A 20,787-nucleotide genomic window follows, 5' to 3' on the forward strand; every position below is an offset into this window, starting at 1 on the left:
AAAAGATGGTCGACGAGGTTATTTGGCATTTGACAAGTGCACGCTGTTGAGTTCTCAAGGATCGGACGCACCCACCAACCAGCCTCACAGCCAGCCCAGCAGGGCAACTTCACAATCTTATCCGCCTCGATCTCCGTGTCAATCCGACGCGCCGAGGACCTGAGAGGTCCAACGGCCACGGTCGATGACCCGTGTTCCGAGGGGAAGACTCCCATTCTAGACCCGGAGGTCGATCACCTCAATGAGGTGAGTGGAAGGGAGGTGGTCCGCCACTTGAGGGGGTCGAGGCTCTCGGCCTCTCCGCTTCCCTGTGGGGCGAACAACAAGAACATTACGTGACGGCGCCGCTTCCGTCGAATCGGGGCGACATCCCGGGCGTGTCGTGTCCTGACGCGGCGTGGGGACGCTGCGGGGAGGGCCTGATCCATCCCTATTCCCGGGGCGCGGCATCCGGCGCCTCCCCCGTCGTCATGACGTGCAACGTCGCCGACGACTCCACGGCGTCGGCACTACCGTGGAGGGCATGAGCGACGAACGATGGGTCTGGGGCGTCGGCCTCGCAACGACGGCTGAAGACGGGACCGTGCTGGATGCGTGGTACCCGTCCCCCGAGATCGGCCACATCCCCCTCGGCTTCGATCCGGCGATGCCGCCGGACGAGCTCGAGCGGCTCGCCGTTCCGGACGCCCGCCGGGCCGTGTCCATCGACATCGTCGCCGTCGAGATCGACGTCGAGGCGGCGCCGACCTCCACGGCAGACGCGTACCTGCGCCTGCACGCACTCTCCCATCGCCTCTTCGCGCCGAACGAGATCAACCTCGACGGCATCTTCGGGCACCTTCCGACGGTGGCGTGGACCAACGCCGGACCCATGCACCCCGACACGCTCACGCGACTGCGGCCTTTCCTCGTACGCGAGGGGATCCAGGTGCAGGGGCTCGACAAGTTCCCGCGCCTGCTCGACTACGTCTCGCCCCCAGGTGTGCGCATCGCGGACGCGTCCCGCGTGCGGCTCGGGGCGTACCTCTCCCCCGGCACGACCGTGATGCACGAAGGCTTCGTCAACTTCAACGCGGGCACGCTCGGCCAGAGCATGGTGGAGGGCCGCATCTCACAGGGCGTCGTCGTCGGCGACGGCAGTGACATCGGCGGAGGCGCGTCGATCATGGGAACTCTGTCGGGCGGCGGAACCCACAAGGTGTCCGTCGGTGCGCGCACCCTCCTCGGTGCCAACGCGGGGATCGGCATCTCGCTCGGCGACGACTGCATCGTCGAGGCCGGGCTCTACGTCACCGCCGGCTCGAAGGTCGTGCTCGCTGACGAACCACGGCACCCCGACGGCACGCCGGCCACGGTCAAGGGAGCGCAGCTCTCCGGGCAGAACGGCGTCCTGTTCCGTCGGAACTCGCTCACGGGAGCCATCGAGGCCGTCCGCCGCGCGGGCGTCGGCGTCACTCTCAACGAGGCCCTCCACGCCTGAATCCCCGGCCGCAGCCAGTTTCAGTCTCGGACGCGGACCGAAAGACAGGTGACGCAGCCCTCGAGCTTCTCGAACTCGGAGACCGGGGTGGTGATCACCTCGAGGCCCCGCGATCGGTAGAGCTCCGCCGTCTCGGAAGCATCCGCCGACATCAGGACCGTGCTGTCGTCGAGAACGACGACCGCGGTCCCGTGCTCCTCGGGAATCTCGAGGAACGCCGGGAATGCTGCGGTGTCATCGACGAGCGGCGCGAAACCCACCACCGTGCCGTCTGGCAGCGCCGTCACCCCGCTCTTGAGGTGCAGCACCTTGGTGACGGGCACCTCGACGACCGTCCAGCCGCGCGGTGCGAGCAGCGCGCGCAGTTGCGCGATACCGGCGGCGTTCGAGCGCGATGAGGCGCCGACGTACACGGTGCGCCCGACCTTGAGCACGTCGCCGCCGTCGAGCGTCCCCGGTTCCTCGATGCGCGCGGAGAGGACACCGGATGCTGCGACCGCAGCCTCGACGGAGGCGGACTCCCCCCGCCGCGACGCCGCGCCGGCCCGACACAGGACCGCCAGGTCGCCGAACATCACCAGCGCATCCTCGACGAAGACTCCGTCGGGCTGCGCATCGACGGGCTCGACCTCGATGATGTCCCAGCCGCGCGCGCGGAACACGTCGACGTAGTCCTCCCACTGGCGTTGCGCGAGCGCGGGGTCGATGGGTACGCGGTCGAGGTGGGTCAGCTCGCCCTCGGCGAGCCGGGGCGAGGGACGACGAACGAGAAGCCGAGGCATCCTCACCCCGCCAGGATCGCGGCCCGCGCGGCCGTGCGCTCGGCATCGGAGATGACGCCGCGCTCGTGGAGGGCATCGACGTCGGCCAGACGCTGCTCGAGGGTCTTCGCCGGCGCCGCATCGTCGGTGGCGGTGCCCGGGCGCAGCATGTCGCTGTTGAGCACCCTGGCAGCAAGCGCGGCGTCGACGGTGAAAGGATCGTGGCCCGCTCGCTTGATGAGCAGGTACTTGCGGATGCCGATGAACACCGAGAAGCCGACGCCCACCAGGATGATGACGACGATCAGCGTGAAGATCGCCGAGAACCCGGCGGGGATACCCGGATCGCCGAAGCCCGGATCGCCGGGAGGGATGAAGTCATGGCTCACCATGACCACACCCTAGCCGCGCGCACGCGCGCCGCCAGCGAGCCTGCGCCGTCGGCTCAGATCCCCGGGTAGTGGCGCTCCCCCGCACCGGTGTAGAGCTGCTGCGGGCGGCCGATCTTCGCCTGCGGGTCGTTCGCGGCCTCGCGCCACTGCGCGAGCCAGCCGGGAAGACGGCCGATCGCGAAGAGCACGGTGAACATGCGCGTCGGGAAGCCCATCGCCTTGTAGATGACGCCGGTGTAGAAGTCGACGTTCGGGTAGAGACGGCGCTCCCGGAAGTAGTCGTCGTTGAGCGCGATCTCTTCGAGCTGCTTGGCGAGATCGAGAAGCGGGTCGCTCACTCCCAGAGCCTCGAGCACCTCGTCGGCGGACTCCTTCACCAGCTTCGCGCGCGGGTCGTAGTTCTTGTAGACCCGGTGGCCGAAGCCCATGAGCTTGACGCCGTCTTCCTTGTTCTTCACGCGCTCGACGAAGCGCTGCACGCTCTCGCCCGAGTCGCGGATGCGCGCGAGCATGTCGAGCACAGCCTCGTTGGCGCCGCCGTGAAGCGGACCGTACAGGGCGTTGATCCCCGCCGAGATGGACGAGAACTGGTTCGCGCCCGTCGAGCCGACGAGGCGCACCGTCGAGGTCGACGCGTTCTGCTCGTGGTCCTCGTGCAGGATCAGGAGCCGCTCGAGCGCGCGCGACATGACCGGATTCACTTCGTACACCTCGGAGAGGACGCCGAAGTTGAGCTTGAGGAAGTTGTCGACGAAGCCGAGCGAGTTGTCGGGGTACAGGAATGCCTGCCCGATGCTCTTCTTGTGCGCGTACGCCGCGATCACCGGAAGCTTCGCGAGCATGCGGATGGTGTTGAGCTCGACGTGCTCGGGGTTGTTCGGATCGGACTCGTTCTCGTAGTACGTCGAGAGCGCGGACACCGCTGACGAGAGCACCGACATCGGGTGCGCCGTGTGAGGAAGGGCAGAGAAGAAGCGCTTGAGGTCTTCGTGCAGCAGCGTGTGGTGGCGGATGCGGTCATCGAACGCCGCGAGTTCATCGGCCGTCGGCAGCTCGCCGTAGAGGAGCAGCCACGCCACCTCGAGGTAGGTGCTGTTCTTGGCAAGCTGCTCGATCGGGTACCCGCGGTAGCGGAGGATGCCCTGATCGCCGTCGATGTAGGTGATCGCCGACTTGGTCGCTGCGGTGTTGACGAAGCCGTAGTCCAGGGCGGTGTGACCGGTCTGGCGGGTGAACGTCGAGATGTCGATGCTCGGAGCCCCGTCGGTGCCGAGGAGCACCGGGAATTCGGCGGTCCTGCCGCCGATCGTGAGGGTGGCCTTGTCTTGCTGGGTGCCTGCGTCGCTCACGGCGCCTCCTCGCGATTTCTGGTCGTGCCGGGGGTGTCGTCCGCCTCGCGACGCGCGTGGCGCGTTCACTATGGACGGCAGCGGGGACGGAGATGCCGCGCCGCCGCGTGCCTACAGCCTAGTGTGCGCGCACGCCTACTGCGGACACCTCCAAAGGGTCGCGGCATCCGCTGGAGGAATCCTCACGAAGCGGCGTGAAGCCGTGCGGCGGCAGCGGCCACGCGCTCGTCCCGCGCCGTCAGCGACAACCGGACGTGCTGCGGGAAGTGGGTGCCGTAGAAGTGCCCGGGACCGGCCAGGATGCCCAGACTCGCGAGCCTGTCGAGACTGTCCCACGCGTCGCGGCCTTCGGTGGCCCACAGGTAGAGCCCGGCCTCGCTCGCGTCGACGCGGAAGCCGGCGGACTCGAGCGCGGGCTTGAGAGTCGCGCGGCGGCGGCGATAGAGCTCCTTCTGCGCGGCGACATGGACGTCGTCGCCGAGCGCGGCGATCATCGCCGCCTGCACGGGTGCGGGCAGCATGAGGCCGAGGTGCTTGCGCGCAGTCACCAGGCGGGCGATCAGAGCCGGATCCCCGGCGAGGAACGCGGCGCGGTACCCCGCGAGGTTCGACTGCTTGCTCAGCGAGTACACCGACAGCACGCCGGTGAGGTCGCCCTGCGTGACGCGAGGATCGAGCGCGGACGGAATGGGCTCCGCGTCCCACGGCGCATCCCAGCCGAGTTCCGCGTAGCACTCGTCGGAAGCGAGCACGGCTCCGAGCTCCCGGGCGCGCGACACCGCGGCGCGGAGGTCATCGACGTCGAGCACGCTCCCGTCGGGATTGCCCGGCGAGTTCACCCACACCAGACGGGTGCCCTCAGGCCACACGGCGGGGTCGTCCGCGGCGACCGGAGTCGCACCGACGAGCCGGGCACCCACCTCGTATGTGGGGTAGGCGGCGCGGGGGTGGACGACGATGTCGCCAGGACCGAGTCCGAGCAGCAGCGGCAGGAGCGCCACCAGCTCCTTGGACCCGACCGTCGGAAGAACGTGGTCGGGCGTGAGATCGCGCACGCCGCGCCGACGCGCGTACCAGTCGGCGATCGCGGCGCGCAGCGCCGGAGTGCCCACCGTCTGCGGGTACGCGTGGGCATCGGTCGCCGATTTCAGAGCATCGGCGACGACGGCCGGAGTCTCATCGACGGGCGAGCCGATCGACAGATCGACCAGGCCGTCGGGGTGAAGGCGGGCGCGGGCCGCGTACGGCGCGACGGCATCCCACGGGTAGTCGGCGAGATCGGCGACGCCCATCAGCGTGCCTCCTCGATGGCGACGATCACGGGGCCTGCGGCGGGAGCGCGGCGATGACGGGGTGGTCCTTGTGGATCACGCCGACCTTTGCGGCACCGCCGGGCGATCCCACGTCGTCGAAGAACTCGACGTTGGCCTTGTAGTAGTCCTGCCACTCGTCGGGCAGGTCGTCTTCGTAGTAGATGGCTTCCACCGGGCACACCGGCTCGCACGCGCCGCAGTCCACGCACTCGTCGGGGTGGATGTACAGCGAGCGCTCGCCCTCGTAGATGCAGTCGACCGGGCACTCGTCGATACAGGCGCGGTCCTTGACGTCCACACAGGGAAGAGCGATCACATACGTCACGGTGTCAGTCTAGTTGCGTCCTTCGCCGGAGGTGCCGTGCACCGGCTCGTCGGCGGCGGGAGAAGCGGATGCCGCGTGCCCCGCCGGCGTCGTCCCGAGGTTCTCCGGCCACGCCACGACGATCGCGACGACCACCGGGAGCGCAATCGTCCAGACGGTGCCGAGCGGCCCTTCGGGGACGATCACGGAACCGCCGGGCCCCTTGCCCGAGAAGGCGAGCGTCGATGCCATCATCCCGAGGCCGGTGGCCAGCGCCGCCCAGCGGTCGGCGGTGAGCAATCTCACCGAGACGAGGAGCGCCGCGCAGCCGATCAGGGCGAGCACGAGGCCGAGGGGGAACCAGCCCAGCTCGTACCCATGTGCGATGGTGCCGGCCAGGCCGTATACGGCGCCGACGAGCAGGGCTACGACCCACGTTCCGATACGGGCGGGGAGGGAGGAGCGCACCCGACGACTCTACCGGCGCACGCTGTCAGGCCGCCCAGCCCCACAGTCGCAGCAGGGCCGCCGTCACGGCCGCTGCCGCGACGACGGCCAGGAAGGGAGCGCGCAGCAGCAGGAGTCCGGCTGCCACGAGGACCGCCGGCACTCGCGCGTCGACGACGATCGCCTGGCCGGCCCCCAGCGTCTGCACGGCCACGAGCGCGGCGAGAAGCGCCACCGTGAGCAGATCGGCGATCCGCATCGGCCGCGGAGCCTCGACCCACTTCGGAGGGATGAGGTAGCCGATGGTCTTCAGCAGGACGCAGATGATCGATGCGATGAGCAGGGCGGTCCACATCGTCACGGCAGCCCCTCCCGTTCGGCGACGTCGTCGGGCTCGCCCCCATCGGTGCGCCCCGCGGCGTCATCGTCGCTCCCGAGCCAGTTCAGCCACCCCACGACCACCGCGACCGTCGCGGCGATGATGACGGGCAGACCGGGCATGAGCACGGGCGTGAGGATGGTCGCGATCGCTGCCGCGGCGATGCCGACGACGATCGGCTGGCGACGGCGGAGCCGGGGCCACAGCAGGGCGAGGAAGGCGGCCGCGGCCGCGGCATCCAGTCCATAGGCGCGCGGATCACCCAGCACGTCCCCGAGGAGCGCGCCGGCGAGCGTCGAGAGGTTCCAGCCGACGTAGATGCCGATCCCCGTCACCCAGAAGCCGACGGTGCGCGCGTGGCGGGTCTGCTGCGCCAGCGATACCGCGGTGGACTCGTCGATCGTGAACTGCGCCGCCGCCGCCCGGCGCCAGAATCCGCGACCGATGACCGGCGACATCCGCATGCCGTAGGCGACGTTGCGCACGCCCAGCAGCGCGGCCGACGCGATCGCGGCGGGCGCCGCGGCGAGACCGCCGGCACCGACCACCCCGACGAACGCGAACTGCGAGCCCCCGGTGAACATCAGCAGGCTCATCACGCACGTCTGCCAGACGTCGAGACCGGATGCGACCGCCAGAGCCCCGAAGGATATTCCGTATGCACTCGTCGCCAGCGCGACGCCGAGGCCTTCGCGCGCGGCGCGTCGGGCCTCTCCCGCGCTGTGCGCTGCGTCGAAGTGCGGGTCGAGGGTCACTCGTTCGATGCTACCGACGCCGACCGACGCGGCATCCGTGCCGGTCGGACATCGGTGGCACGATGCCTGCCACGATCAGGCGTTGGCGTCCTGGCGCTTGAGGCGCGCGGTCGCGCGGGCTCGCTCGGTCGCGTCGAGGTTCACCTTGCGGATGCGCACGATCTCGGGCGTGACCTCGACGCATTCGTCGTCGCGCGCGAACTCGAGGCTCTCCTCCAGCGACAGCTGCCGGGGCGGCGTCATCGACTCGAACGAGTCCGAGGTGGAGGAGCGCATGTTGGTGAGCTTCTTCTCCTTGGTGATGTTGACGTCCATGTCGTCGGCGCGCGAGTTCTCGCCGATGACCATGCCCTCGTAGACCTCCTGCGTCGGCTGCACGAAGAACGACATGCGCTCCTGCAGCGCGATGATCGCGAAGGGCGTCACCACTCCGGAGCGGTCGGCGACGATCGAGCCGTTCTGACGCGTCACGATGTGGCCCGCCCACGGCTCGTAGCCGTGCGAGATCGCGTTGGCGATGCCGGTGCCGCGGGTCGTGGTGAGGAACTCGGTGCGGAAGCCGATCAGGCCGCGCGAGGGGACGATGAACTCCATCCGCACCCAGCCGGTGCCGTGGTTGGTCATGTTGTCCATGCGGCCCTTGCGCGCGGCGAGCAGCTGGGTGATCGCGCCCAGGTACTCCTCGGGGGCGTCGATCGTCAGGTGCTCGAAGGGCTCGAAGGTCTTGCCGTCGACCTTCTTGGTGACCACCTGCGGCTTGCCGACGGTGAGCTCGAAGCCCTCGCGGCGCATGTTCTCGACGAGGATCGCGAGGGCCAGCTCGCCACGGCCCTGCACCTCCCACGCGTCGGGGCGTCCGATGTCGACGACCTTGAGCGAGACGTTGCCGATCAGCTCGCGGTCGAGACGGTCCTTGACCATGCGGGCGGTCAGCTTGTGGCCCTTGACCTTGCCGACGAGAGGGCTCGTGTTCGTGCCGATCGTCATCGAGATCGCGGGATCGTCGACGTGGATCTGCGGCAGCGGCCGGACGTCCTCGGGGTCGGCGATCGTCTCGCCGATCGTGATGTCGTCGAAGCCGGCGATGGCGACGATGTCGCCGGGGCCTGCGGACTCCGCAGGGTAGCGCTCGAGCGCGCGGGTCTTGAGCAGCTCGGTGATACGGGCGTTGCTCGTCGTGCCGTCGGCGCGCACCCAGGCGACCGTCTGACCCTTCTTGAGGGTGCCGTTGAAGACGCGCAGCAGCGCGAGGCGGCCGAGGAACGGGCTCGAGTCGAGGTTGGTGACCCAGGCCTGCAGGGGCGCCTCGTCGTCGTACGCGGGGGCGGGGACGTGCTCGAGAATCGCCTCGAACAGCGGCTCGAGGTCGTCGTTGTCGGGCAGGTCGCCGTTGGCCGGACGCGTGCGCGAAGCGGCGCCGGCGCGTCCGGACGCGTAGACGACCGGCACGTCGAGCAGCGCGTCGACATCGAGGTCCGGCACGTCCTCGTGGAGGTCGGACGCGAGGCCGAGCAGCAGATCGTGCGCCTCTTCCTCGACCTCGGCGATGCGAGCGTCGGGACGGTCGGTCTTGTTGACCAGAAGGATGACGGGGAGCTTCGCCTCGAGGGCCTTGCGCAGCACGAACCGGGTCTGCGGGAGCGGACCCTCGCTCGCATCGACGAGCAGCACGACGCCGTCGACCATCGAGAGGCCGCGCTCGACCTCGCCGCCGAAGTCCGCGTGACCGGGGGTGTCGATGACGTTGATCGTCACCGGCACCTCGGTGTGCGCGCCGTTGTACGTGATCGCCGTGTTCTTGGCGAGGATCGTGATGCCCTTTTCGCGCTCCAGGTCGTTCGAGTCCATCGCACGCTCTTCCAGGTGCTCGTGCGAGCCGAACGAGCCGGTCTGGCGGAGCATGGCGTCGACGAGAGTGGTCTTGCCGTGGTCGACGTGCGCGACGATCGCGACGTTGCGGAGGTCAGGACGGAGGGCGCGCGCCATGAAAGAAATCCTTGCGAAAGTGGAGAGGGCCGGGATGCCGGCATCCACAGCCTATCGCAGGCAACCGAAAGCGGCCTGAGGGTCGGAACCCCCAGGCCGCTTCGCGGTGGTGTCAGTCCTGCGCGGCGAGAAGCGCGGCACGGGCTTCGCGCCGCACGCGCTGCTCGGCCGGGTCGGGCACCGGCACGGCTGCGAGGAGTCGCTGCGTGTACGGGTCCTGCGGGTTGCGGAGGATCTGCTCCTTCGAGCCCTGCTCCACGATCTTGCCGTGCTGCATCACGACGATGCGGTCGGCCAGCAGGTCAACGACGGCGAGGTCGTGCGTCACGAACAGCGTCGCGAACTGCTGCTCCTTCTGGATGTTCTGCAAGAGCTCCAGCACGCGTGCCTGCACCGACACGTCGAGCGCGCTCGTCGGCTCGTCGGCGACGAGGACCTTCGGATCGAGTGCGAGCGCGCGGGCGATGCCGATGCGCTGGCGCTGACCGCCCGACAGCTCGTGCGGGTAGCGGTTGCGGAAGTCGCGCGGCAGCTCCACCATGTCGAGCAGCTCGGTCACGCGAGTGGTGATCTCCTTGCGGGCACGACCGTCCAGCTCGAGCGGCTCGCCGATCGACTGGCCGACCGGCCAGCGCGGGTTGAGCGACGAGCCGGGATCCTGGAACACGATTCCGAGCTTGCGGCGCACGGCGCGCAGCTGCTTGGCGTCGACGCCGACCATCTCCTGTCCGGCGACGCGGAGGGTTCCCTCCGCGATCGGGACGAGGCCCACGATGGCGCGGGCGATCGTGGTCTTGCCCGAACCGGACTCCCCCACGAGGCCGACGACCTCACCGGGCTGGATGGAGAGCGATGCCTCGGACACGGCCCGGAACGCGGGCACGCGGCCGCGCTTGGGGTACTCGATCGACACGTTGTCGAGCAGGAGCGCCGCCGTGGCGTGGTCGCGCTCGGATTCGACGTCCGCGACCGCCGTGCCCAGACCCAGATGCGGCACGGAGGCCATGAGGGCCTTCGTGTACGGGTGCTCGGGTGCGGTGAACAGCTGCTCGGCCGTGCCGTGCTCGACGACGTCGCCGTCCTTCATCACCATGACGTCGTCGGCCATGTCGGCCACGACGCCCATGTCGTGCGTGATCAGGATGATCGCCGAGTCGAGCTTCTGGTGCAGATGGCGCAGCAGATCGAGGATCTCGGCCTGCACCGTCACATCGAGCGCCGTCGTCGGCTCGTCGGCGATCAGCACGCGGGGGTCGAGCGAGATCGACTGCGCGATCATGGCACGCTGGCGCTGACCGCCCGACAGCTGGTGCGGGTACGAGTTGTACGCCTTCGTGGGGTCGGGCATCTCGACGAGGCCGAGGAGCTCGATCGCGCGCGCCTTGGCCTGCTTGCGCGTCATGCCGGGACGGTGGGTCAGGATCGTCTCGGAGATCTGAAAGCCGATCGTGTAGACCGGGTTGAGGGCCGTCATCGGCTCCTGGAAGATCGCCGCGATGCCCTCGCCGCGCACCTGACGGAGGACCTCGGGCCGAGCTCCGACCACTTCGCGGCCGGCCAGCACCGCGCTGCCCGTGATGCGCGCGTTCTTGGGCAGCAGGCCCATGATCGCCATCGAGCTCGTGCTCTTGCCCGAACCGGACTCGCCGACGATGGCGAGCACCTTGCCCGGCATGAGGTCGTACGTGACGTGCTTGGCCGCGGCGGCCCACTGGCCGCCGACCCAGAACTCCACGCCGAGATCCTTGACGGACAGCACGGGGCCGCCGTCCTGCGGGATGTGTCCGCGCATGCGGGCACCCTCCTTCATGCTCATCGGTCGCTCTCCCGTGTCAGGATGGGCAGATGCCCGAACCGGTCACTTTCCGTCCGCGCGGCGGCCAGATCGTCGCCTGGGCGGCGATCGCTCTCTGCGCCCTCGGCCTGGTCTTCGTCGCCCTCACGGACGGTGTGCCCAGCCTCATCGTCTGGGCCTGGCCGATCGTCCTCGTCGCGTGGCTCGCCTGGGCGGTCTACATCCATCCGCACGTGCTCGTCAACGAAGGCTTCGTCGAGATCGTGAACGTCTTCCGCACCCATCGCGTGCCGTGGGGCGACGTCGTCGACGTCGACTCGCGCTACGCCCTCACGGTCCACACGGCCGGGGGCCGCAGCATCCGCGCATGGGCCGCGCCCGCGCCCGGCATCCGCCAGGCGATGGCGACGCGCCGCGAAGAGGTGGCCGGCACGCCCGGTGAGGGCGACTACCGCCGTCCGGGAGACGCCGAGGGCACTCCCAGCGGCGACGCGGCCGCGCTCGTCCGTCGGGGACTCGATCAGTACCGCCGCGCCGGCGGCGACACGACGCCGGGCGGCACCGCGTCGACGCTCAACGTCGTGGTGATCGGCGTGACGGCCGTGCTCATCGCGGCCGCCGTGCTGGCTCTCGCGGCGCCTCACGACTGATCGTCCTTCCGGCGCTCGTCGACCGCTGGCGGCTCCGGGAGCGCTCCGCCGCTGAACGAGTCCATGTACGGCTCGTCGTCTCCCGACGTCGGGCCCTCGACGATCATCACGGCCTGCGCCGAGGGGATCGCCGCGACGGCCCGGTTCGACTTGCGGCGGCTGACCTTGCCCTGCTGACGCGGGTCGAAGGCGTCGCGCAGGCCGTCGCCGATGAAGTTGATGCACAGCGCCAGGATGACGATGAACAGACCCGGCCACCAGAACAGCCACGGCCGCGTGCGGAAGGCCTCGCGGTACTCGCTGATGATCTGGCCGAGCGACACGTCCGGCGGCTTGATGCCGAAGCCGATGAAGCTCAGCGCCGCCTCGATCAGCACGGCCGCGCTCATCAGCAGCGTCGTGTTGACGATGATGACGCCGACCGCGTTGGGCAGGATGTGGCGGAAGATGATCCGGCCGTTGCTCGCACCCGCGACCCGCGCGGCATCCACGAACTCGCGTTCTCGCAGCGACAGGAAGTCGCCGCGCACGAGTCGCGCCAGGCCCGTCCAGCTCAGGATGCCGAGGAAGAGTCCGAAGACGATGGCGCTGCTCGTGCCGAGCAGCTTTCCGATGATCGAGCCGATCACGATGATCGGGATGATGATGATCACGTCGGTGAAGCGCATGATCAGCGAGTCGACCCAGCCGCGGAAGAAGCCGGACAGTGCGCCGAAGAGCACGCCGAGGACCAGCGACACGATGCCGACGAGGAACATGACGGTGATCGACTGCTGCGTGCCCCGCATGACCTGGGCGAAGACGTCCTTGCCCAGGGTGTCCTGGCCGAACGGATGCTCGCCCATTGCGAACGGGAAGAACGTCAGCGTCGGCTGGCCGCCGTTGACGATCGGATAGCTCGTCCACCAGTCCAGCGGCCACCATCCGGGGATGCGGAAGCCGTTGATGTCGAGCGTTCCGTCGCCGGAAGCCTGGAGCTTGCCGGTTCCGCCGATGACGGTGCCGACCGAGGTGAACGCCAGGATGATCACGAGGATCAGCACGACGAGGGCAGCCATGGCGCCCGCGTGGCGGAAGAACCGCCGGCGGACCAGTGCGCCCTGGCTGAGGCCCGCGACGGCCTTCTGCTCGATGGACTGCTCGCTGCCGCGATCCTGCGGCGCGTCGATGGGAGTCGTGGTCGTCATGTCAGCTCACCCGGATTCGGGGGTCGAGGGCGGAGTACAGAAGATCGGCGATCAGGTTGAAGGTCACTGCGAGAACACCGGTCACGACGAAGAAGCCCATGACGAGGTTGACGTCACCGTGGTCAAGGCCATCGACGAACAGTGCGCCCATGCCCTTCCACGCGAAGATCGTCTCGGTGATGACCGCGCCGCCGATCAGCGCGCCGATGTCGAACGCGATGATCGTCGCGATCGGGATGAGCGCGTTGCGCATCGCGTGGCGCATGACCACCGTGCGCTCGGTGAGACCCTTCGCCCGCGCGGTGCGGACGTAGTCCTGGTTCATGACCTCGAGGAGGCTCGCGCGGGAGTACCGCGTGTAGGCCGCGATCGAGACGAGCGCCAGCGCGATGGTGGGCAGCACGAGGTGCGCGAAGCCGTCGAGGATCTGGAACCACATGTCGCCCTGCAGGCCGGGGGTCTTGGATCCGATCGTCGCGATGACGCCGCTCTGCGGGATGCGGTCGACGTAGGCCGGGTAGACGAGCATCACGCGGTCCACGACGATCACGAAGTACGTGATGAAGCTCACGATCGCCGCCGTGCGGGCGGCTTCCTTCTTGCCGTCCCCACCCACGAGCAAGCCGACGCCGACGCCGATGCCGATGGCGACCAGCCCCACGAGGAACAGCATCCAGCCCGTCGGGACGTAGAAGAACAGGTACTGGATCGGGAAGTACAGCGCGGCCCACACACCCACGACGATGAGCGACGAGTACAGGGTGCGGCGGTTCGCGAGACCCGTCGACAGGGCCGTCACGCCCACGGCGGCACCGATGCCGGTGATGATGACGCCGACGATGCCGATCGTGGGAGTGGTGAACCAGCCGGTGGCGCCGAGCAGCGCGAGCAGGCCGCCGGTGGCAACGAAGGCGGAGGCGAACGTGATGAGGCGCTTCTTCCAAGACCCGCCGATGATGGCCATCAGGATCACACCCCAGATGAGCCCTGTGATGAGGATCGCTTGGATCGACACGACCGGATCCGACAGGAACTCGTTGAAGCGGATCGCGCCGTACTCCTTGAGGAGGACCGCGACCCAGAAGATGGGGAGCGAGTAGACGATGAACGTCAGGAACGTCACCGAGTAGTCGAAGCCGCTGTACTGGCGCAGAGCCGTCAGGATGCCGATCGTGAGGCCGAAGATGATGGCCACGATGGTCGCCGCGGTGACCAGCTGAATGGTGGATGCCGCGGCCGCCGACAGCGCCTCTACCACCGGCTGGTTACTGCGGCTGTACGCGACGCCGAGGTCGCACTGGCCGATGAAGCACTTCGCCGCACCTGCGAGCCAGATGAAGTAGCGGGCCACGATCGGCACGTTGAGCTGCAGCAGCTCGATGCGGTTGTCGATCATCTCCTGGCGGTTCGGGGCGTTGCTGCCCTTGAGGTCGCGCAGCGGATCTGCCGTGATCGCCGTCAGGGTGTAGACGATGAACGAGGCGACGAGGAGCACCAGCAGAATGGCGCCGAGTCGTCGAAGGATGAAGGTCAGCACTGAAGCCCTCTCGGATATGGGGCTGAGGTCATGATTCTACGTCCGTCCCGGTGCGCCGGTACGGCGCCCCAAAACTACTACGTGGGGAACTGGGAGGCACGTGTCTGTGCGGCCTGTTCCCGATCGGACATGACTGTGGGTGCCAAGGGTTCGCCTCGGCACCCACAGTTTCGTGATGTTCGTTCAGTCGGGGTGGACGGCGAACCGCCCACCCCGACTGCGACGGGGATTACTCCGCGCCGGCGCCCACCGGGGTCCACTCCCAGAAGTTCCAGAAGTAGTCCGGGCTCAGGGGCATCTCCTTGACCTCGGTCACCTTGTCGCTGTTGACCAGCAGACCCGGGAACTGGAAGATCGGCAGAGTGACGGCGTCAGCCCAGATGCCCGCCTCGGCCTGCTCGAGCAGGTCGGTCTGAGCGTCGTAGTCCGACGTGACGTTCAGCGTGTGAAGGGCCTCGGTGACCTCTTCGGAGCAGAACGCGTTGTAGTTGCCGCCCTTGGCCATCGGGTCGTCGTAGCAGGCGTAGATCTGGTCGGATCCACCCACGGCCAGGCTGGTCTGCGACCAGGCGAACAGCGTGGCGTCGTGCGGGTTGATCGGCTCGACGGACGGGTCGGTGAAGACCCAGTCGGGCTCGCTCTCGTCGACCAGCTGGAAGCCGGCCAGAGCGGCCGAAGCCGAGATCAGCTCGTACTCCTGGCCACGACGGACGTTGCCCTCGGGGTACCAGAAGCCCACCTCGACCGGACCGGTCACGCCGGCCTCGGCGAGCAGCGCCTTGGCGCCGTCGATGTCGACCTCTGCGTAGTCGGCCGAACCGTTGGTCTCGGTCAGGATCGGGTAGCGCTCGACGTCAGCCTGCGACACGAGGTTCGTGTTGCGGACCTCGGCCTCGGGGTTCAGCGGCTTGATGATCTTGTCGACGATCTCCTGACGGGGGACGGTCTTCAGGAACGCCTGGCGAACCTTAAGAGCCTTCTCCTCGTCCCCACCGTAGGTGGCCGGGTCGAACGGGCCGCCGTTGTTGACCGTGAGGTCGACGTGCTCGTGCGAAGCCTGCACACCGGTCTGCACCGTGGCGGTGTCGATCTCGTTGGCCAGCTGGAGGATGTCAGCCGTGGGCTGACCCGACCAGATGTCGAGCTCGCCGGACTCCAGAGCCTGGAGCGCGGTGGTCGAGTCGGCGATCGTGCGGACCGTGATCTTCTCGAACTTCGGCGAGGGACCCCACGTGAACAGCGGGTTCGCGGCGATCGAGATGTACTGGTCCTCGACGATGTCGTCGACGATGTACGGGCCGCTCGTCAGCGCCGCTGCGGGGCTGTCGGGAAGCGTCGTGTAGCCGTAGGCGTTGCTCCACGCGTCGCCGAGCGCCGCGAGAACCTCTTCGTCGCCCGAGGTGATCGCGTCGACGACCTTCTCCTTGGCGGTCTCCGCGAACTTCTTCGCGGCGTCCGTGTACTTGGTGAAGTCGGCCTCGTCGTCCGAGTCCTTCCACGTGTCGTACGCGGCCTGGACGTCGGAGTACTCGTCCGGGAAGGCGAGCGCGTAGGTTCCGTGGGCCGAAACGCCCAGCGGTCCGACGAGCTCCCAGTCCACGTACGGCTCGTCGTAGACGAACGTGATCTCCTTGTCGCCGGTCTCCGGCGTCTCGGTGACCAGGCTGTAGCCGGTGCTGGCAGCGGGCGAGAACGCCTCGTTGACGTTGCCCGACATCGCAGCCCACTGGAGGAGCATGTCGGCCTCGTCGATCGGCACGCCATCGGACCACACCGCGTCAGCGGTGATGGTGTACTTCACGGTCAGCGGGTCGTCGCTGGTCTTCTCGTACGAGCCGAAGTCGGTGTTGCGCACCAGCTCAGGCGTGTTGTTGTAGTACGAGAAGCTCGTGTCGGTCATGTACTTGACATTGCCGTTGGCCGTGTTGTTGCCGGCCGAGCTGTCGTCGTTGAAGTGGAAAAAGCCCGAGTTGTACGCGGTGGTGATCTCGGTGCCCTCCACGACCTCAGACTGGTATGGGTTGCCACAACCGGAGAGCACGATAGCTCCCGCCGCGACGACACCCACGCCCGCCAAAAGACGCGCGATCTTCACATTTCCTCCTGTGCAAGGGTTGAGTGCCCAGCCTGTGGCAGCTCTGGACACGGACACGGACACACTAAGCACGGCGTGCGAACAAGGCAAAACAGAACAGCAAACCGTTACATATCCTTAACTCAACGCTACGCGGGTGTGACAATCTGACAACGTGCAAGCTTTCGCGTCTGGGAATCTGCCCGACACAGGCCCCATAGATCGTGCGACGAGGGTGCGCCTCAGGTGGGAGATCGCCCTCGTCCTCCTGCTGTCCGTCGGACGCTCCGCGATCTACGCCGTCCTGGGGCTCATCCAGGCGCTCACGCGCGAGGAATCCCTCGGCGATCAGCAGACGTCGCTGAACCCGTCGGCCGGCGCCGAGGAGTTCTGGGATGTGCTCTACCAGTTCCTCGCGCAGGGGTTCGGGCTCGTTCCCGTGGCGCTCGCGATCTTCCTGCTGTGGGAGCCCGGAAAGTCCGCGTTCCAGCGCATCGGCCTGGACTTCCGCCGGTTCGGCGGCGACCTCGGCCGCGGCCTCGCGCTGGTGGCCGTGATCGGCATCCCCGGACTCGCCCTCTACGCGCTCGGGCGGGCGCTCGGGCTGTCGGTGCTGGTCCAGGCGTCTCCCCTCGACACGTCGTGGTGGACGATCCCCCTCCTCCTGCTCGCCGCGCTGCGCGCCGGGCTCACCGAGGAGGTCATCTTCATCGGGTACCTGTTCGACCGCCTGCGCCGACTCGGCTGGGGCAGCTGGTCGATCATCCTCGCGACGGCCGGGCTGCGCGCGGCCTACCACGCGTATCAGGGGTTCCCGGCGATGGTGGGCAACTTCGCGATGGGCGTGGTCTTCGGATGGTGCTATCGCCGCTGGGGCCGCGTCATGCCGCTCGTCATCGCGCACACGCTGATCGATGTCGTCGCGTTCGTCGGCTATCCGCTGGCCGCTGCGCTCTGGCCGGGGATCTTCGCACCGCCCGCGCCTTCGCCGACCCCGACACCCTCGCCGAGCGCGTAACCCGCGAGCGGGTGGGTCGAGGCGACGGATGCCGGGGCCGCGGCATCCGTCACCTCGGCCGCGCTACGCGAAGGCCTCGATCGGCGGGCACGCGCACACCAGGTTGCGGTCGCCGTACGCCTGGTCGATCCGGCGCACCGGCGGCCAGTACTTCGTGCGCACCAGGGCATGGACGGGATACACCGCCCGCTCTCGCGAGTACGGGTGGGCCCACTCCCCCGCCACCACGGACTCCGCCGTGTGCGGCGCGTTCACGAGGGGGTTGTCGTCCGCGGACCATTCGCCCGCCGCCACCGCGTCCGCTTCGGCCTTGATCGCGATCATCGCCTCGATGAAGCGCTCGATCTCGCCGAGATCCTCGGACTCGGTGGGTTCGACCATGAGGGTGCCCGCGACGGGGAACGACATCGTCGGCGCGTGGAATCCGTAGTCGATGAGGCGCTTGGCCACGTCGTCGACCGTCACGCCCGTCGCCTCGCGCAGGGGCCGCAGATCGAGGATGCACTCGTGCGCGACGAGCCCGCCGTCGCCCGTGTACAGCACCGGATAGTGGTCACGCAGACGGAACGCGATGTAGTTCGCCGAGAGGACGGCGGCGGCCGTGGCATCCCGCAGCCCCTCCGCCCCCATCATGCGCACATACGCCCACGAGATGGGGAGGATGCCGGCGGAGCCGTTCGGCGCCGCAGAGATCGGTCCCCCGTCGAAGACGCCGCCCGGGTGGTCCTTGCGCTGCGAGAGCGGGTGCGACGGCAGGTACGGCGCGAGGTGCGCCTTCGCCGCGACCGGGCCGACGCCCGGTCCGCCGCCGCCGTGCGGGATCGCGAACGTCTTGTGCAGGTTGAGGTGCGAGACATCGCCGCCCAGGTCGCCGAAACGCGCGTAGCCGAGGAGGGCGTTGAGGTTCGCGCCGTCGACGTACACCTGACCGCCCGCGTCGTGGACGGACTGCGTGATCTCGAGCACGTCGTGCTCGTACACGCCGTGCGTCGACGGGTAGGTGATCATGAGCGCGGCGAGCTCGGCGGCGTGTGCGGCGATCTTCGCCCGCAGATCCCCGAGGTCGACATTGCCCTGGTCGTCGCACGCGACGACGACCACCTTCATGCCCGCCAGCACCGCCGAGGCCGCGTTCGTCCCGTGCGCCGAGGACGGGATGAGGCAGACGGTGCGCTCGAGGTCGCCGTTGGCACGGTGGTAGCCGCGGATGGCCATGAGCCCGGCGAGCTCGCCCTGCGATCCCGCGTTGGGCTGGAGCGACACCGCGTCGTAGCCGGTGACCTCCGCAAGCCACACTTCGAGCTGCTCGATGAGGGCGAGGTAGCCGTGCACGTCGGCCTCGGGGGCGAACGGATGCACGCGCGAGAACTCCGGCCACGACACCGCCGCCATCTCGGTCGCCGCGTTGAGCTTCATCGTGCACGATCCCAGCGGGATCATGCCGCGATCGAGCGCGTAGTCACGGTCCGACAGCTGCTTCAGGTAGCGCATCATCGCCGTCTCGGAGCGATGGGAGTTGAACACCGGGTGGGTGAGGAACTCCTCGACCCTCGACAGCGAGGCGGGCACGCCGGCGAGAGGCTGAGCATCGCCGAAGGGCACCGTGCGCTCCCCCTGCTCGCCCGCACCGAGGAACTCGCCCTCGGGCAGTCCGAAGGCCCATGCGACCGCAGCGAGGTCGTCGGCCGTCGTGGTCTCGTCGACCGAGACCCCGACCGATGCGTCGTCGGCCCAGAACAGCTGGAAGCCCCGCTCCCGGGCTCGCTCGACCACGCGCCGCGCGGATCCCGGCACGCGCACCCGCAGCGTGTCGAAGAACGAGTCGGAGGCGAGGGTGAGTCCGTAGGACCGCAGCACCCCGGCGAGCGCCTCGGCCTTCTTCGCGACGTCGGTGGCGATCGCCCTCAGCCCGTCGGGTCCGTGGTAGACCGCGTACATCGAGGCCATGACGGCCAGCAGCACCTGCGACGTGCAGATGTTCGAGGTCGCCTTCTCGCGACGGATGTGCTGCTCGCGGGTCTGCAGCGCGAGACGGTACGCGGGGTGCCCGACGGCATCCTGCGACACACCCACGAGGCGGCCGGGGAGCTGGCGCTCGAGGCCTGCGCGCACGGCCATGTAGCCGGCGTGCGGACCGCCGAAGCCGAGCGGCACGCCGAAGCGCTGCGTGGTGCCGACGGCGACATCGGCGCCGAACGAACCGGGCGAGCGCAGGAGCGTGAGGGCGAGGAGATCGGCGGCCACGACGACGAGCCCGCCCTGGGCGTGCACCGCGGAGACGACCTCGGACGGATCCCACACGCGCCCGGTCGCACCCGGGTACTGCACGAACGCCCCGAACACGTCGATGTCAGCCGGCGGGGGTGACTGATCGTAGGGGGTGTAGTGCAGCTCGATGCCCACGGCCGCGGCACGGTGCTCCAGGAGCGCCTTCGTCTGCGGCAGCGCGTCGGCGTCGACGAGGAAAACGTTCGACGCGGACTTCGAGGCGCGTCGGGCGACGAGCATGCCCTCCACGACGGCGGTCGACTCGTCGAGCATCGAGGCGTTGGCCGTCTCGAGCCCGGTGAGGTCGGTCACCATCGTCTGGAAGTTGATGAGCGCCTCGAGCCGCCCCTGCGAGATCTCGGGCTGGTACGGCGTGTAGGCCGTGTACCACGACGGGTTCTCGAGCACATTGCGCGCGATCACCGACGGCGTGAAGGTGTCGTAGTACCCGAGCCCGATCATGGGGCGCGCGACCCGGTTCTGCGACGCGAGGAGCCGCAGCTCGGCGAGCGCCTCCGCCTCGGTGGCGGCGGGCGGGATGTCGCTCGTCTCACGGGCGGCGACGTGGATGGATGCCGGCACCGCCCGACGGACGAGGGCATCGACCGAGTCGTAGCCCAGGGCGTCGAGCATGATGCGCTGAGCCGAGGCATCCGTCCCGATGTGTCGCGCGGCGAACGCGCCCGTCATGCGTCGCCGCCGGTGAGCGCGACGTACGCGTCGCGATCGAGGAGGTCGGCGACCGCGGCCGGGTCGACCTTGAGCTTGATGAGCCAGCCGTCGCCGAACGGGTCGGAGTTGACCAGCGACGGGTCGTCGACGACCGCCTCGTTGGCGCCGACGACGTCGCCCGTCAGCGGGGCGTAGAGCTCACCGACCGACTTCGTCGACTCGATCTCACCGCAGACCTGGCCGGCCGACACGCCGGAGTCCACGGCGGGGAGCTCGACGAACACCACGTCGCCCAGCTTGTCGGCGGCGTAGTCGGTGATGCCGACGGTGGCGACGTCGCCGTCGAGGGCGATCCACTCGTGCTCGGCGGTGTACTTGAGGCTGTTGAGATCGATCATGTGATCCTCCGGTGGGTGCGGG

At 68.7% G+C, this 20,787-nt stretch carries 18 protein-coding genes; 3 read left to right on the forward strand and 15 right to left on the reverse strand.

All coding sequences use genetic code 11. From position 1 onward, the window contains the following. Window positions 1–523: 523 nt before the first annotated feature. Entirely contained in the window at window positions 524–1,480 is a 957-nt protein-coding gene (dapD, locus tag OL358_RS00005; RefSeq protein WP_264707805.1) for a 2,3,4,5-tetrahydropyridine-2,6-dicarboxylate N-succinyltransferase, read from the forward strand. Between the two features lie 20 nt (window positions 1,481–1,500). Here the strand turns inward: dapD and ddaH are convergent, their stop codons facing one another. The 10 genes from ddaH to OL358_RS00055 form a co-directional block, all read right to left on the reverse strand. After that, window positions 1,501–2,262, reverse strand: a complete 762-nt coding sequence (ddaH, locus tag OL358_RS00010) for a dimethylargininase (RefSeq protein WP_264710185.1) — start codon at window positions 2,260–2,262, stop codon at window positions 1,501–1,503. A gap of 2 nt (window positions 2,263–2,264) precedes the next feature. Further along, window positions 2,265–2,633 carry an SHOCT domain-containing protein gene (locus OL358_RS00015; protein ID WP_264707807.1) on the reverse strand — a complete coding sequence of 123 codons (369 nt, stop codon included), beginning with the start codon at window positions 2,631–2,633 and terminating at the stop codon, window positions 2,265–2,267. Between the two features lie 53 nt (window positions 2,634–2,686). Beyond that, the gene (locus OL358_RS00020) at window positions 2,687–3,982 is read right to left on the reverse strand and encodes a citrate synthase (RefSeq protein ID WP_264707809.1); all 1,296 of its coding nucleotides are present in this window, start codon (window positions 3,980–3,982) and stop codon (window positions 2,687–2,689) included. Between the two features lie 182 nt (window positions 3,983–4,164). Beyond that, window positions 4,165–5,274, reverse strand: a complete 1,110-nt coding sequence (gene dapC / locus OL358_RS00025) for a succinyldiaminopimelate transaminase (protein WP_264707811.1) — start codon at window positions 5,272–5,274, stop codon at window positions 4,165–4,167. 25 nt (window positions 5,275–5,299) lie between these two features. Further along, a complete protein-coding gene (fdxA, locus tag OL358_RS00030) occupies window positions 5,300–5,620 on the reverse strand; it encodes a ferredoxin (protein WP_264707813.1) in 321 nt (106 codons plus the stop codon). A 9-nt stretch (window positions 5,621–5,629) separates the two neighbouring features. Further along, window positions 5,630–6,067: a DUF6113 family protein gene (locus OL358_RS00035; protein ID WP_264707814.1), complete on the reverse strand. Its 438-nt coding sequence runs from the start codon at window positions 6,065–6,067 to the stop codon at window positions 5,630–5,632. A gap of 25 nt (window positions 6,068–6,092) precedes the next feature. Then, window positions 6,093–6,407 (reverse strand): AzlD domain-containing protein, encoded by a 315-nt coding sequence (locus tag OL358_RS00040; protein ID WP_264707815.1) that lies wholly within the window; start codon window positions 6,405–6,407, stop codon window positions 6,093–6,095. Next, entirely contained in the window at window positions 6,404–7,180 is a 777-nt protein-coding gene (locus OL358_RS00045) for an AzlC family ABC transporter permease (RefSeq protein WP_264707817.1), read from the reverse strand. The genes OL358_RS00040 and OL358_RS00045 overlap by 4 nt, the downstream gene beginning before the upstream one ends. 75 nt (window positions 7,181–7,255) lie before the next feature. Then, window positions 7,256–9,166, reverse strand: coding sequence for a translational GTPase TypA (gene typA, locus OL358_RS00050; RefSeq protein WP_264707819.1), 1,911 nt, complete (start codon window positions 9,164–9,166; stop codon window positions 7,256–7,258). A 112-nt stretch (window positions 9,167–9,278) separates the two neighbouring features. Continuing rightward, a complete protein-coding gene (locus OL358_RS00055) occupies window positions 9,279–10,958 on the reverse strand; it encodes an ABC transporter ATP-binding protein (RefSeq protein WP_264707820.1) in 1,680 nt (559 codons plus the stop codon). A gap of 53 nt (window positions 10,959–11,011) precedes the next feature. On the opposite strand from OL358_RS00055, the gene OL358_RS00060 reads away from it, so the two are divergent. Beyond that, window positions 11,012–11,611 carry a PH domain-containing protein gene (locus OL358_RS00060; RefSeq protein ID WP_264707822.1) on the forward strand — a complete coding sequence of 200 codons (600 nt, stop codon included), beginning with the start codon at window positions 11,012–11,014 and terminating at the stop codon, window positions 11,609–11,611. Here OL358_RS00060 and OL358_RS00065 read toward each other — a convergent pair. The 3 genes from OL358_RS00065 to OL358_RS00075 all read right to left on the reverse strand — a co-directional run bounded on the left by OL358_RS00065 (window position 11,602) and on the right by OL358_RS00075 (window position 16,430). Then, the gene (locus OL358_RS00065) at window positions 11,602–12,798 is read right to left on the reverse strand and encodes an ABC transporter permease (protein WP_264707823.1); all 1,197 of its coding nucleotides are present in this window, start codon (window positions 12,796–12,798) and stop codon (window positions 11,602–11,604) included. The two genes, OL358_RS00060 and OL358_RS00065, sit on opposite strands and share 10 nt — an antisense overlap. Window position 12,799: 1 nt before the next feature. Further along, complete coding sequence (locus tag OL358_RS00070; protein ID WP_264707825.1) at window positions 12,800–14,335, reverse strand: ABC transporter permease; 1,536 nt, start codon at window positions 14,333–14,335, stop codon at window positions 12,800–12,802. 229 nt (window positions 14,336–14,564) lie between these two features. Continuing rightward, a complete protein-coding gene (locus OL358_RS00075; RefSeq protein ID WP_264707827.1) occupies window positions 14,565–16,430 on the reverse strand; it encodes an ABC transporter family substrate-binding protein in 1,866 nt (621 codons plus the stop codon). Window positions 16,431–16,644: 214 nt separating this feature from the next. On the opposite strand from OL358_RS00075, the gene OL358_RS00080 reads away from it, so the two are divergent. Beyond that, entirely contained in the window at window positions 16,645–17,427 is a 783-nt protein-coding gene (locus OL358_RS00080; protein ID WP_413631321.1) for a CPBP family intramembrane glutamic endopeptidase, read from the forward strand. A 63-nt stretch (window positions 17,428–17,490) separates the two neighbouring features. Here the strand turns inward: OL358_RS00080 and gcvP are convergent, their stop codons facing one another. Together gcvP and gcvH are read right to left on the reverse strand one after the other, a co-directional pair. Further along, window positions 17,491–20,385, reverse strand: a complete 2,895-nt coding sequence (gcvP, locus tag OL358_RS00085; protein ID WP_264707828.1) for an aminomethyl-transferring glycine dehydrogenase — start codon at window positions 20,383–20,385, stop codon at window positions 17,491–17,493. Then, complete coding sequence (gene gcvH, locus OL358_RS00090) at window positions 20,382–20,765, reverse strand: glycine cleavage system protein GcvH (protein WP_264707830.1); 384 nt, start codon at window positions 20,763–20,765, stop codon at window positions 20,382–20,384. The genes gcvP and gcvH overlap by 4 nt, the downstream gene beginning before the upstream one ends. Window positions 20,766–20,787 lie beyond the last annotated feature (22 nt).

It is taken from the genome of Microbacterium sp. SSM24, assembly GCF_025989145.1.
Classification (GTDB): Bacteria; Actinomycetota; Actinomycetes; order Actinomycetales; family Microbacteriaceae; genus Microbacterium.

What these genes read in the sequence shown, in the direction of transcription:
- dapD (WP_264707805.1), top strand. Translation starts at nt 524, where the DNA reads ATGAGCGACGAACGATGGGTCTGGGGCGTCGGCCTCGCAACGACGGCT.
- typA (WP_264707819.1), bottom strand. Translation starts at nt 9,166, where the DNA reads ATGGCGCGCGCCCTCCGTCCTGACCTCCGCAACGTCGCGATCGTCGCG.
- OL358_RS00015 (WP_264707807.1), bottom strand. Translation starts at nt 2,633, where the DNA reads ATGGTGAGCCATGACTTCATCCCTCCCGGCGATCCGGGCTTCGGCGAT.
- OL358_RS00065 (WP_264707823.1), bottom strand. Translation starts at nt 12,798, where the DNA reads ATGACGACCACGACTCCCATCGACGCGCCGCAGGATCGCGGCAGCGAG.
- OL358_RS00055 (WP_264707820.1), bottom strand. Translation starts at nt 10,958, where the DNA reads ATGCGCGGACACATCCCGCAGGACGGCGGCCCCGTGCTGTCCGTCAAG.
- gcvP (WP_264707828.1), bottom strand. Translation starts at nt 20,385, where the DNA reads ATGACGGGCGCGTTCGCCGCGCGACACATCGGGACGGATGCCTCGGCT.
- OL358_RS00060 (WP_264707822.1), top strand. Translation starts at nt 11,012, where the DNA reads ATGCCCGAACCGGTCACTTTCCGTCCGCGCGGCGGCCAGATCGTCGCC.
- ddaH (WP_264710185.1), bottom strand. Translation starts at nt 2,262, where the DNA reads ATGCCTCGGCTTCTCGTTCGTCGTCCCTCGCCCCGGCTCGCCGAGGGC.
- dapC (WP_264707811.1), bottom strand. Translation starts at nt 5,274, where the DNA reads ATGGGCGTCGCCGATCTCGCCGACTACCCGTGGGATGCCGTCGCGCCG.
- gcvH (WP_264707830.1), bottom strand. Translation starts at nt 20,765, where the DNA reads ATGATCGATCTCAACAGCCTCAAGTACACCGCCGAGCACGAGTGGATC.